This is a genomic window from Pseudomonas sp. BF-R-01 (assembly GCF_019946615.1).
Taxonomy (GTDB): Bacteria; Pseudomonadota; Gammaproteobacteria; order Pseudomonadales; family Pseudomonadaceae; genus Aquipseudomonas; species Aquipseudomonas migulae.
This window is the reverse complement of record NZ_JAGYFX010000071.1, coordinates 16,902-30,079: the sequence shown is the minus strand read 5'-3', so window position 1 is coordinate 30,079 and position 13,178 is coordinate 16,902. Positions and strand designations below refer to the sequence as shown.

The 13,178-nt window shown below is 57.2% G+C and carries 10 protein-coding genes; 6 read left to right on the top strand and 4 right to left on the bottom strand.

Going from position 1 to position 13,178, the window contains the following annotated elements; genetic code table 11:
- Positions 1 to 297 precede the first annotated feature (297 nt).
- From KGB27_RS22335 to KGB27_RS22315, 5 genes are all read left to right on the top strand, one after another.
- Positions 298 to 1,014 (top strand): ABC transporter permease, encoded by a 717-nt coding sequence (locus tag KGB27_RS22335; RefSeq protein WP_008036263.1) that lies wholly within the window; start codon positions 298 to 300, stop codon positions 1,012 to 1,014.
- Between the two features lie 20 nt (positions 1,015 to 1,034).
- Positions 1,035 to 1,928 carry a glycine betaine ABC transporter substrate-binding protein gene (locus KGB27_RS22330; RefSeq protein WP_223434791.1) on the top strand — a complete coding sequence of 298 codons (894 nt, stop codon included), beginning with the start codon at positions 1,035 to 1,037 and terminating at the stop codon, positions 1,926 to 1,928.
- A 12-nt stretch (positions 1,929 to 1,940) separates the two neighbouring features.
- Positions 1,941 to 2,594, top strand: coding sequence for an ABC transporter permease (locus tag KGB27_RS22325; protein ID WP_207285284.1), 654 nt, complete (start codon positions 1,941 to 1,943; stop codon positions 2,592 to 2,594).
- Positions 2,591 to 3,745 (top strand): betaine/proline/choline family ABC transporter ATP-binding protein, encoded by a 1,155-nt coding sequence (locus tag KGB27_RS22320; protein ID WP_223556402.1) that lies wholly within the window; start codon positions 2,591 to 2,593, stop codon positions 3,743 to 3,745. The genes KGB27_RS22325 and KGB27_RS22320 overlap by 4 nt, the downstream gene beginning before the upstream one ends.
- Positions 3,746 to 4,391: 646 nt before the next feature.
- Positions 4,392 to 5,555, top strand: a complete 1,164-nt coding sequence (locus tag KGB27_RS22315) for a type III PLP-dependent enzyme (protein ID WP_008024420.1) — start codon at positions 4,392 to 4,394, stop codon at positions 5,553 to 5,555.
- A 50-nt stretch (positions 5,556 to 5,605) separates the two neighbouring features.
- Here KGB27_RS22315 and KGB27_RS22310 read toward each other — a convergent pair whose 3' ends face one another.
- From KGB27_RS22310 to KGB27_RS22295, 4 genes are all read right to left on the bottom strand, one after another.
- Complete coding sequence (locus KGB27_RS22310; protein ID WP_223556399.1) at positions 5,606 to 6,505, bottom strand: hypothetical protein; 900 nt, start codon at positions 6,503 to 6,505, stop codon at positions 5,606 to 5,608.
- Positions 6,506 to 6,621: 116 nt separating this feature from the next.
- Positions 6,622 to 8,880, bottom strand: coding sequence for an alpha-xenorhabdolysin family binary toxin subunit A (locus tag KGB27_RS22305; protein ID WP_223556397.1), 2,259 nt, complete (start codon positions 8,878 to 8,880; stop codon positions 6,622 to 6,624).
- Between the two features lie 204 nt (positions 8,881 to 9,084).
- A complete protein-coding gene (locus KGB27_RS22300; RefSeq protein WP_223556394.1) occupies positions 9,085 to 9,843 on the bottom strand; it encodes a tetratricopeptide repeat protein in 759 nt (252 codons plus the stop codon).
- Positions 9,840 to 10,520: a Fe2+-dependent dioxygenase gene (locus tag KGB27_RS22295; protein ID WP_008036255.1), complete on the bottom strand. Its 681-nt coding sequence runs from the start codon at positions 10,518 to 10,520 to the stop codon at positions 9,840 to 9,842. The genes KGB27_RS22300 and KGB27_RS22295 overlap by 4 nt, the downstream gene beginning before the upstream one ends.
- A 205-nt stretch (positions 10,521 to 10,725) precedes the next feature.
- On the opposite strand from KGB27_RS22295, the gene KGB27_RS22290 reads away from it, so the two are divergent.
- Complete coding sequence (locus KGB27_RS22290) at positions 10,726 to 12,984, top strand: TonB-dependent receptor (RefSeq protein WP_223556391.1); 2,259 nt, start codon at positions 10,726 to 10,728, stop codon at positions 12,982 to 12,984.
- Positions 12,985 to 13,178 lie beyond the last annotated feature (194 nt).

The window sequence follows — 13,178 nt, the reverse complement described above, 5'->3', positions numbered from 1 at the left end:
CTCCTACAGGGTTGCGTTATGGCATCGAACGGGGGCGTGTTCGGTCATCAAGGGTGGCTATCTGCTGCTAATTATGGAACCTTTTAAAAGGTGGAGGCGTCCACTCCCCTGTTACGGCACTCGTCCCAGGGGCTGAAAAATCAGCAAGTTAGCCTGACGAGGCTGCGCTTATGGCTCGATTCATGTCCCTTCGCGGGCATAGAACGCGCTGCTTCTCGCGAACGCTTACTTCGGCAGCCAGGACTGGCATTGCCACACGAAGCTGCGTTCGCCGACAAAGAAAAAAGGAGTCCGCCTGTGGCTATTCGCTATGGCAAAGGGCTGACAGGAGGTGCGGTTGTCGTCGCCCTTCTGGCCCTGCTGGTCCACTGGATTGGCATCAACACGATCGAACAGTACCGCGACGATTTGTTGTTTTACCTGCAAGCTCATCTGATTCTCGTCCTCGCCTCCATGCTGGCCGCCCTTGTTGTGGGCATACCCGCCGGTATCTTCCTCAGCCGTCCGACCATGGTGGGACGCGCCGAACGCTTCATGCAGATCTTCAACATCGGCAACACCGTGCCGCCACTTGCCGTACTGGCCATTGCCCTGGGGATTCTGGGCATCGGCAGCGGCCCCGCGATCTTCGCCCTGTTCCTCGCCTCGCTGTTGCCGATCGTGCGCAACACCTATGAAGGCCTGAAAAATGTTCAGGGCTCCCTCAAGGAAGCGGCCGTCGGCATCGGCATGACGCCGACTCAAGTGCTGTGGCGGGTTGAACTGCCGAACGCCGTGCCGATCATCATCGGCGGTGTGCGTGTAGCCCTGGCGATCAACGTCGGTACCGCACCGCTGGCGTTCCTGATTGGCGCCAACAGCCTGGGCAGCCTGATTTTCCCCGGCATCGCCCTGAACAATCAGCCGCAACTGCTGCTCGGCGCGGCCTGCACCGCCCTGCTGGCCTTGCTGCTCGACGGCCTGGTGACACTCGCCAGCCGCCTCTGGCTCGAACGCGGCTTGCGCCCGTCTTAAGCCTCGGCAAAGGAATAATCATGAAGACATCAAGCTTTTTACTAGGCTGCGTTCTGCTGTTCTCGGGAATCGCCCAAGCCGCTGAAAAACCGGTGATCCGCATCGGCGCCCGGGTGTTCACCGAACAAACCCTGCTCGCGGAAATCACCTCCCAGTACCTGCGCGCCAAGGGTTATGACACCCAGGTGACTGGCGGTCTGGGCAGCAACCTCGCTCGCAGCGCCCACGAAAGTGGCCAACTGGACCTGATGTGGGAATACACCGGCGTCTCACTGGTGGCCTACAACCATGTCACCGAAAAACTCGACAGCGCTCAGTCCTACGCCAAGGTGAAAGAACTCGACGCGAAAAAAGGCCTGGTCTGGCTGACCCCGTCGAAGTTCAGCAACACCTACGCCCTGGCCCTGCCGGAAAAAACCGCGAAGGCCTACCCGCAGATCAACACCATCAGCGAGCTGAACACGGTGATGCAGGCTGAGGCGAAGACTAATCACCTGGTCGCGCTGGACACCGAGTTCGCCAACCGCTCCGATGGTCTGGACGGCATGGTCGACCTCTACAGCATGAACCTGACGCGCAAAAACATCCGCCAGATGGATGCAGGCCTGGTCTACACCGCCCTGCGCAATGGCCAGGTGTTCGCCGGTCTGGTCTACACCACCGACGGTCGCTTGAACGCCTTCAAGTTGAAACTGCTTGAAGACGACAAGCACTACTTCCCGGACTACACCGCCGCGCCGGTGGTGCGTCAGGTTTACCTCGATGCCCACCCGCAACTGGCGCAAGAGATCAAGCCGCTGGCCGAGCTGTTCGATGACGAAACCATGCGCCAGCTCAACGCGCGGGTCGATGTCGATCACGAAAGCCCTTCATCCGTTGCCGCCGACTTCCTGCGCCAGCACCCCATCAACTAAGGAGGAAAAGTCATGGAATTTCTCAACGCCTTTTCCCATCTCGACTGGCCGCAGGTGCTGCATCTGACCTGGCAGCACATCACCCTGGTCGGCATCGCCGTGACCCTGGCGATTCTGGCCGGCGTGCCGCTGGGCATTCTGATGACACGTTTCCCGACGCTCGCCGGCCCCTTGCAAGCCAGCGCCACGGTGCTGCTGACCGTGCCGTCGATTGCACTGTTCGGCCTGCTGCTGCCGTTCTACTCCAAATTCGGCCAGGGCCTGGGGCCGATGCCGGCGATCACGGCAGTGTTTCTGTACTCGCTGCTGCCGATCATGCGTAACACCTACCTCGCCCTGACCGGCGTCGAACCGGGCATTCGCGAAGCCGCACGCGGCATCGGCATGACCTTCGGCCAGCGCCTGCGCATGGTCGAACTGCCGATTGCCGTGCCGGTGATCCTCGCCGGCGTGCGCACCGCCGTGGTCATGAACATCGGTGTCATGACCATCGCCGCGACCATCGGCGCCGGTGGCCTCGGTGTCCTCATTCTCGCTTCCATCAGCCGCAGCGACATGTCGATGCTGATCGTCGGCGCCGTGCTGGTCAGCCTGCTGGCCATCTTCGCCGACCTGCTTCTGCAATGGCTGCAACGCACGCTGACTCCAAAAGGACTGCTCAAATGATCGAACTTCAAAACCTCAGCAAGACTTTCCAAAGCAACGGCAAAGACGTGAAAGCCGTGGACTCGATCAGCCTGACCGTCAATGAAGGCGAAATCTGTGTGTTCCTCGGGCCATCGGGCTGCGGCAAAAGCACCACGCTGAAGATGATCAACCGCCTGATCAAGCCGACCTCGGGCAAGATCCTGATCAACGGCGAAGACACCACCGACCTCGACGAAGTGACCCTGCGTCGCAACATCGGTTACGTGATCCAGCAGATCGGCCTGTTTCCGAACATGACCATCGAGGAAAACATCACCATCGTTCCGCGCCTGCTGGGCTGGGACAAACAGAAGTGCCACGACCGCGCCCGCGAGTTGATGAGCATGATCAAGCTTGAACCCAAGCAATATTTGAATCGTTATCCGCGAGAATTGTCCGGTGGTCAGCAGCAACGGATCGGCGTGATTCGCGCACTGGCGGCGGATGCACCGTTGCTGTTGATGGATGAACCGTTCGGCGCGGTCGACCCGATCAACCGCGAGATGATCCAGAACGAGTTCTTCGAGATGCAACGGGCGCTGAACAAGACCGTGATCATGGTCAGCCACGACATCGACGAAGCGATCAAGCTGGGCGACAAGATTGCAATCTTCCGCGCCGGCAAGCTGTTGCAGATCGATCACCCGGACACGCTGCTGGCGCACCCGGCGGACGACTTTGTCAGCAACTTCGTCGGCCAGGACAGCACGCTCAAGCGTCTGCTGCTGGTGAAGGCCGAAGACGCGGCGGACAACGCACCGTCCGTCAGCCCGGAGACGCCGGTGACTGAAGCCCTGGAGTTGATGGATGAACATGACCGTCGTTATGTCGTGGTCACGGACGGTGAGAACAAAGCGCTCGGTTATGTACGACGTCGCGACCTGCACCGTCAGACCGGGGCTTGCACGCAGTACCTGCGTGAGTTCAATGCCACGGCAGCGTACGACGAGCATTTGCGCATCCTGTTGTCACGGATGTACGAGTTCAACCGTTCGTGGTTGCCGGTGATGGATGCCGAGCGAGTGTTCCTCGGCGAAGTGACGCAGGAATCGATTGCCGAGTACCTGAGCTCCGGCAAGTCCCGAGGCGGCAAGACCAGCATTGTTTCGCCAGCCGAGGCTGTTGCCTGACATCTATATAGCTGGGTAAACATGCAAAACCTGTGGGAGCGAGCCTGCTCGCGATAGCACCTTGTCAGCCAACGACGATGTTGAATTTGAAATTGCCATCGCGAGCAGGCTCGCTCCCACAAAAACCGCACAGCCTGTGACCGGAAAAAAATATCAACACCTGCCTCGGCAAGCGGCCTCTAAAAAGGTCCGCCGAAACAGTCAAAAAATCGCTCAGCCGACCTTTTCGCAGCTATCGTCGCCGATGTTGACGCCATCGCAGTTATCTTTGAGTTGGCAGACATAAGCGTCGAACGTGCAGGTATTTTTAACACTTCAGAATTCCTCGGGAACATCGGCCTGTCATCTGTGTCGAGTACAAGGAGAGCTGGCGGCAACGTGCGTCAGACAAGTGCAAAAACGCGACATTTTTTGTTGATCTCAAGCCCCTCACGCCCTAAAGTTCGCGCCGAACGTCCATGCTGGAAACGATCCATCCGGCTCAAGTACTGACGACGAGACAGCAAGGCCAAGGGAAAGCACCGCTTCCCATGGCCTTTTTGCTTTCGGCGACATGCCTTGGGAAGTAGGCGAACCAAAGTGGGGATACGGAGGACGTTCATTTGCACCCATTGATTAATCTAGTTTGCCAGTAGGAGTTCCCAGCATGTCGATCAACGTCGAAGACTATTTCGCGCGCGATACCTTTCAGAAAATGAAGGCTTTCGCCGACAAACAAGAAACCCCGTTCGTGGTTATCGACACCGCGATGATCAGCCAGGCCTATGACGACCTGCGCGCCGGTTTCGAATTCGCCAAGGTCTACTACGCCGTCAAGGCCAACCCGGCCGTCGAAATCATCGACCTGCTCAAAGAGAAAGGCTCGAACTTCGACATCGCCTCGATCTACGAGCTCGATAAAGTGATGAACCAGGGCGTCGGCCCGGATCGCATCAGCTACGGCAACACCATCAAGAAATCCAAGGACATCCGCTACTTCTACGAGAAGGGCGTGCGTCTGTATGCCACTGACTCCGAAGCCGACCTGCGCAACATCGCCAAGGCTGCACCGGGTTCGAAAGTCTACGTGCGCATCCTCACCGAAGGCTCGACCACTGCCGATTGGCCTTTGTCGCGCAAATTCGGCTGCCAGACCGACATGGCCATGGACCTGCTGATCCTTGCCCGTGACCTGGGCCTGGTGCCTTACGGCATCTCGTTCCACGTCGGCTCGCAACAGCGCGACATCAGCGTCTGGGACGCAGCGATCGCCAAGGTCAAAGTGATCTTCGAGCGCCTGAAAGAAGAAGACGGCATCCACCTGAAGCTGATCAACATGGGCGGTGGCTTCCCGGCCAACTACATCACCCGCACCAACAGCCTGGAAACCTACGCTGAAGAAATCATCCGTTTCCTCAAGGAAGACTTCGGCGACGACCTGCCGGAAATCATCCTGGAACCGGGCCGTTCGTTGATCGCCAACGCCGGCATCCTGGTCAGTGAAGTGGTGTTGGTCGCACGCAAATCCCGCACCGCCGTCGAGCGCTGGGTGTACACGGATGTGGGCAAGTTCTCCGGCCTGATCGAAACCATGGACGAAGCCATCAAGTTCCCGATCTGGACCGAAAAGAAAGGCGAAGTGGAAGAAGTGGTTATCGCCGGCCCGACCTGCGACAGCGCCGACATCATGTACGAGAACTACAAGTACGGTTTGCCGCTGAACCTGGCGATCGGTGATCGTTTGTACTGGCTGTCGACCGGTGCGTACACCACCAGCTACAGCGCCGTCGAGTTCAATGGCTTCCCGCCGCTGAAGTCGTTCTACGTGTAATACCGCTTGCTGTAACAACAGAAGGTCCATGACATGTCATGGACCTTTTTTTATGCCCGGGACCAGTACCGCATTTGTTCAGCCATCGACTTGACCTCTCTCAGCACATGCTCGACCTGCGCCAGAGCGCAGTTCAATTGCGAGAGTTTAATAGTCGGCCTGACGTTACGTAATTCAAGCTCAGCTACCGTCAGAAAGTGCTGCATTGCATAGAGGAAGTCGCTCAGATTGTGAATCGCCGAGCAGGCCTCTGTCTTGATCGCGAACAGTTCACGCAGATGCTCGTTCGCCCGCGCCTGACGCGCCTGTGCAGAATCGCCTGGACTGGCAGCGCCACTCAGCCCGGGCAGGCCTGATCCGCCATCCACGTACCAGGCTTCAAGTCGGGAATAGCGCGAGTGGCACTCACAGGATTTCAACGTCAACGACCGGAAAAACCGCTCGAACACGTTCTGGATATCATTGTGCAATTCCTGCGGCACAGCCTTGAAGTCCAACAGTGCAGACTTGGTACGACCCAGGCGCAGAGAAAGCTCGAAAGCCAGGCCGTCGACATCACTGGGAGGAAACCAGATCCACCACTGCGATCGGGACAGGCTGAATAATTTGTAGTTCACGGAGTTGATACTGAAAGAGCGGCCTTGCTTGTGCGACAGTTTGGCCAGCATTCGGCACTCCACGGCAAACACCTCGATGGAGTGCAAGTTCTCATCACACACCTTACCCAGCGCCGAAATATCAGCCTCAAGCCGTTCCAGATAACCGGTACTGAATGAAGCCAGCACTTTAAGACGCTCGGCGTCAGGTCCTGTCGTCGGCACATGCCCCTGACGTTGCAAGTTGTCCGAATGGCTTTTCAGTTGATCCAGCGTGGCGGGAAGTGCGCGGAGGAAATCGAAGTATTTTTTCAACGCAACGAAATGCGTCTTCGCAAGCAAAAACTCATACATGGCAAATAACCTGATGACACTGACGAAGGCCAGCGTGGAGAGCTGTCACTGATCACTATCAGGCAAGGGTCGCCATGCTCGATGAAAGCCACCCCTGCCATCAGTGAATGCTGGCGTTACGGCCGTGAAATTGGCGTCAGGAAGCCAATGAACTGGCTCGCTTCTTTAATGGCCCTGGCACTGCGCGTCGCGACATCACCCGCCGTGTCGCCCTCCATGACCGTCAGGAATTGCTTGAATGCAGCAACAGCCAGCTTGTACTCGCCCACATAACGCTGGCGTTGGTCGTCCAGCGCATGAATCAAGTGGATAAACTCGATCTTGCCCACCGACTGATCGATATCCCGGTCTTTGAGCGCAATCTTTCGACCAAGCTCATTGACCTTGTCCTGAAGCTTGTTGCTTTCATGGATCATGTTGATGAAGGTGATGCCTGCATTGATATCGACCATGGCTTTCTTCAGTTCATCGATCGCAAACATCACGATCTGAGCTTGCGGCGGCGCCATGCCCAGCTCTTTGAGCTTGTCGATGGTCAAGGCAATGTCTTTGCCAATTTTCTCGATACCGGCTTTTTCGATTGCGCTGATTGCCTCGGACAAAACCTTGAGCTCACGTTGAAGCTTGACCTGAGTCTCGCTCAACGCTTGTTTGGACTCTTTGGCATCGAGTTGGTCTTTTTCCAGGCCAGCGATGTAACCCAATGTGGTACGTCGGTCATACCCGTCGCTGATGTTGGCCAGGCGAATACTCACTTTGCTCGCCTCGCTGCGCGTGATGGCGAGCATTTTTTTCAATGCCGCAATGAGATCCTCTTCAATCTCGTCGAACTCCTCGGAACCCTCAACGGCACCGGTCAATTCCTTTTCAAGCGCCACTAACTTACGAACCTTGGACTCCAGGTCCATCTTGCTGTTGAGGCTCGATTCACGCAGATCCCGGGCTGCGGCACCGACATCGCCGAGCAATCTTTGAAAGCGATCGAATACTCCCGGCAAGTAATTAAGCCGGATAAAAAGGGCTTCGGCCGCGACAGCATCGTCACGCATCGCGTGATGGCTGTCCTTCAGAACCTGAAGATTCGGCTCCGGGTAGTTCTGCTTGATGGAAAAAGTTGTCATTCTGGGTACCGCCCTTCCTTGGTCCTGGTTGTATTCCCGATCCGCTTCCTTGAACACTTCGATCAAGAGGTCCGCATCATTGTGGATTTGCACCCAAGGGCCGACGACCTCTCGGAACGACGACATGAAGCGCCTCAAAGTCAGCGCATCGGTGATGCCCAACATGGCGTTCGACGATTCATCGACGTACCGATGCATGACATTCCAGACGTGTATGAGATTCTGCGTGGCCAGATCAGCATCAATGGCGATGACGGTCAGGTTTTGCAGATCCTGTTCGACACGCTTTAACGAACCGAGGGTCTGGTTCATGTTTCTCAGGACTTCAATGTCTTTGTCCTGCGCCGCGTTCAGTTCCTTGCGTACGGCTCGTACCGCCTCCGCTTCGACACCGTAGTAAATAGCCATTCCCAAGCCGAAAAGATTCAACCCGGCTGCCGAGCCCAGCGCCTTGTCGACCAACGCCTGGTATTGGGTATTCTTTTCCAGAATCTCTTCGGCACGACGGGCGATGACTTCATCGAGTTTCTTGACTTCCGCTGGATAGGAATTGGTTTGAATCAATGCCACGCGCAACTTGATACCTGGAAGCACTTTTTCACGCAGGTCATAACCAAACTTGTCCAGATCGGTTTTTATACCCCGGACACTCACCAGATTGGATGCAACCCTGTCGAATATTTTACCCAGGTAAAACTTCATGTCCGGAATCGTATCCGCATCAAGTTCTATACCGGGAAATTTATCGCCCAGTTCAAGTTGCAACTTTTTCAGTTGCTCCAGTGTTTTGACATTGTACTTTTCAAGCAATGGACCGGACTTCAGATCAAGGTAGACCTCTTCCATGTCTTCGCCGTAGCGCTGCATGCTTGCGCCAAACAGCTTCAGTTCGGTCCCGGTGATCATGATGCGTTCGCGTAGCGGTGACCAGCGCCTGGCGTGATCACGAGTCTCGGCAAACGTCTTCAGAAAATCGGCGGCCCTAAGCCCGGCACCGCCATCCTGGCCTGCACCGAAGCGCAGATAGTCGGTGACATCCTTCAATGTATACGGAAGGGCCAAGCCTGCGGCTTCATACTTGCGCAGATCAATGATCTGTTTTTTTGTCAGTAACAAACCGGCTTCACGCGTCACATTGTCCGCATCCGCGCTGGACGCATCGGACAGGATCTTTGGAACTTCGGTTGCAAACTCGGTAATCTTCTCGTAGTTCGCCCCCCGTAAAGAGTTCTCCCACAATGTGTCATTGCTCATAACTACTCCATTAACTATAGGCATGAATATATTTAAATAATTTAAAGCAGATCGTAACGGCGCACTGTCAAATCCCATTTAACTGCGCCGAACAAAAGACTAATCCACTTATAAAAGTGCTGTCAAAGAAACCCTGAGGGGCATATATAAGAAAAGAATACAAACCTGCAAAACAACCCACTTCATGTTTATATGAAGCGTCTTTCAGGCTCGACCGAACAGTGTTTGTTCGTGATGGGCAAACTCCTCAGCCAAACACTTGAGCGCAGGGTCGGACGCTTCGCGCAAGCGTTGGACACTGACCCGCAGGAACCGCTGATTGCCGTTGACCATCGCCTGGCGCAACCAGGCCATTCCTTCGTCAAGCCTGCCCTGCTCCACCAAAACCGCGCCATGACTGAATTGCCCGCGAAAATCCCCGGCATCGGCCGAACGTCGATACCACTCGCGTGCGCCTTGCAGATCCGCGGGGCAAATCCGTCCTTCCTCCAGGTAACGCCCAAGCAGGTTCATCGACTTCGCATGGCCCAGCTCCGCAGCGCGGCGATAAAAAATCAGCGCTTGCGGCTGATCTTCGGTCACCCCGCGCCCGGTCGCCAGCAGGTTGGCGTAGTTGTACATCGCCCAATCCAGTCCGGCTTCAGCGCCGACGCGATAATGCTGCGCTGCAACTGAAGCATCTGCCGCACAACCCCAGCCATGTTCATGACAGCGACCGAGCATGTTGCGCGCCATCAGGTGCCCGCGCTGAGCGGCTATCTCGAACCAGCGCAGCGCCAGCGGTTGATCCATCGCGATGCCCTGTCCGTCCAGCAGAATCTGGCCGAGCAAGGCTTGCGCGTCGAGCACGCCTTCGCGGGCAGCGATCAGGATTGCCTGAGCAGCACGCGCAGGACTTTCCTCAAGCATGGCTTTGAGGTGATCGCCGTCGAGCACTTCCTCGCGGCGCAGTTGAAAACTCATACCTCGACCCAGCGACGCAACAGGTTGTGATACGTGCCGGTCAGGCGGATCAGTGAAGGGTGGTCGGGCATGTCCTGCGTCAGTTGCTGGATCGCACCGTCCATCTCGAACAGCAGGGCGCGCTGGCTGTCTTCGCGGACCAGGCTTTGGGTCCAGAAGAATGAGGCGAACCGTGTACCACGGGTGACGGCATTGACCTTGTGCAGGCTGGTGCCGGGGTACAAGACCATGTCGCCGGCCGGCAACTTCACGCGCTGGGTGCCGTAGGTGTCCTGGATTTCCAGTTCGCCGCCGTCGTAGTCCTCCGGCTCACTGAAGAACAGGGTCGACGACAAATCCGTGCGCACACGCTCGATGCTGCCTTTGGGCTGGCGCACGGCGTTGTCGATATGAAAATCGAAACTGCCGCCCGCTGTGTAACAGTTCAGCAACGGAGGAAAGACCTTGTGCGGTAACGCCGCTGACATGAACTGCGGATTTTTCCACAACCGTTCCAGCATCGCCGCGCCGACTTCCTTGGCCAGTGGATGACCTTCCGGCAGTTGCAGGTTGTGTTTGGCCTTGGCCGACTGGTAGCCGGCGGTGATCTTGCCGTCGGCCCAATCCGCCTGTTCCAGAGCCTCGCGGATGCGCTGCACTTCTTCTTTAGTGAACAAGCCGGGAATGTGCAGCAGCATGAGGACCACCTGAAGGCAAAGGGGCGCCAATGGTATTGATTCTTATTGACGCTGTAAAACCCCCATGACGAATGAAACAGCAAAAACCGTAAGGGTAAATTGTAAAGAATGTAAATTCAGTGCGAATAGAAACGTTTCGCAATTGATACATAGACGCGTCTACCCTATATTCCGCGGCCTCAAATCCTTGGGGAGGGGAATTCACATGTCACGCCAACAACCACAATTACCTGTCAATTCACCGCGTTTGCTCGCTTCTGCGATTGGCGTGGCAATCACCGCCGGCTCTGCGGGGCATATGGTTTTCGCGGCTGAAAAGACCGAAAAAGCGCCGAACAATGCGATTTCCCTGGACGCCACTGCCATCACCGGCGAAACACAGGACGATACCTCCTACAAGACCGATACCTCGGCCAACAAGAAATACACCGCACCGCTGCGTGAAACGCCGAAAAGTGTCACCGTGATTCCGCAGCAGGTGATCCGCGACACAGGCGCTACCAGCCTGGTCGACGCCTTGCGCACGACACCCGGCATCACCTTCGGTGCTGGCGAAGGCGGTAACCCGGCGGGCGACCGTCCGATCATTCGTGGCTTCAGCGCTGAAAGCGACACGTTCGTCGACGGCATGCGCGACCCGGCGTCCCAGAGCCGCGAAATCTTCAACGTTGAATCGATCGAAGTCAGCAAAGGTCCGGGGTCGGCCTACACCGGCGCCGGCTCCACCGGTGGCAGCCTGAACCTGGTGAGCAAGACCGCCAAACTGGGCAGTTTCTACAATGGCGGCTTCACCTGGGGCTCGGATCAGACCAAGCGCACCACACTCGACCTGAACCAGCAGATGACCGATTCCTCGGCCTTCCGCCTGAACCTGATGAAACACGAAGCCAATGTCGCCGGCCGTGACACCGTGGACGTCAGCCGCTGGGGTGTCGCGCCGACGTTCGCCTTCGGCCTGGGCACCGATACCCGCATGACCCTCGGTTACTACCACGTTGAAACCGACGACATGCCGGACTACGGCATTCCGCTGACCCTGAACCCGGCCCGCAGCAAGTACAACGTCGACAAACCGGTGCATGTCGATCGCGACAACTTCTACGGCGTCACCAGCCGCGACTTCCGCGAAACCACCAATGACAGCGGCACCTTCAAGATCGAGCACGATCTGAATGAAGACCTGACCGTGTCCAACAGCTTCCGCATGTCCCGTTCGACGCTGGACTACATCGTCACCAACCCGGACGACAGCAAGGGCAACGTCGCCAAGGGCAGTGTGTACCGTGGCGCCAAGAGCCGTAATTCGACGTCCAGCGGCTGGATCAACCAGACCGACCTGAGCGCCAAGTTCGACACTGGCACCATCGCACACAGCCTGGTCACCGGTATTGAGTTCTCTTATCAAGACACCCACAACCGCCCTTACATCCTGACTTCGGCCGCCAGCGGCACGACGTGCAACACTGCACTCTTCCGCTCCGGCGACTGCACCAGCCTGTACAACCCGACGCCTGGGGATACCTGGAACGGCAAGATCACCGACAGCGCCGCGTTCACCGACACCGACACCAAAACCGCCGCGGCCTACGTGTTCGACACGCTGAAGTTCAACGATCAGTGGTCCCTGAACCTGGGCCTGCGTTATGACAACTACCAGGTCGAATCCAGCGGCCACGCCAACGCTAGCAGCACAGCGCCGGCGAACGACTTCTCCCGCGAGAACACCAGCGACCTGGTCAACTACCAGATCGGCGTGGTCTACAACCCGTTGCCTAACGGCAGCATCTACGCGGCCTACTCCACCTCCAGCAACCCGTCCGGTGAAACCAGCGGCAACGGTGGCCTGGATCTGGCGGCGAACAACACCGATCTGGACCCGGAAAAGAACCGCAACTACGAGATCGGCACCAAGTGGGACTTCTTCGGTGACGACCTGTCGCTGACCGCTGCACTGTTCCGCACCGAGAAAACCAACGCACGCATGAACGATCCGGATGGTGCCACCTCGCAAGTGCTGGACGGCGAGCAAACCGTCAACGGCCTCGAGCTGACGTACACCGGTAAGCTGACCCGCAACTGGAGAGTCTTCGGTGGCTACACCTACATGGAAAGCGAAGTGGTCAAAACCACCCTCGCCGCCGATGAAGGCAACCACATGCCGAGCACCCCGCGGAACAACTTCACCCTGTGGTCGACTTACGACGTGGTGCCGGACAAGCTTACCGTGGGTGCGGGTGCCACTTTTGTTGACTCGCAGTTCGGCAACATCGCCAACTCGGTGGAGATCCCGTCCTACTGGCGTTACGACGCGATGGCCAGCTACCGCCTGACCAAAAACGTCGACCTGCAACTCAACGTGCAGAACCTGACCGACAAGCGTTACTTCGACCAGATACTGCAGACCCACTACGCCCACGTAGCGGCCGGCCGTACCGCCCTGCTGAGCGCCAACTTCCACTTTTGACCACACCACAACCCTGTAGGAGCAAAGCTTGCTCGCGAAGACGTCGGCATAGACAGCATTTATGTTGCCTGACATACCGTCATCGCCAGCAAGCTGTGCTTCTACAGGTGTGCAGATGAAGGCTGGAATCAGGGAAAGGCCCCGTTCACGCAATTGAACGGGGCTTTTGTGCGTAAAAAAGAATGCTTCTCGAC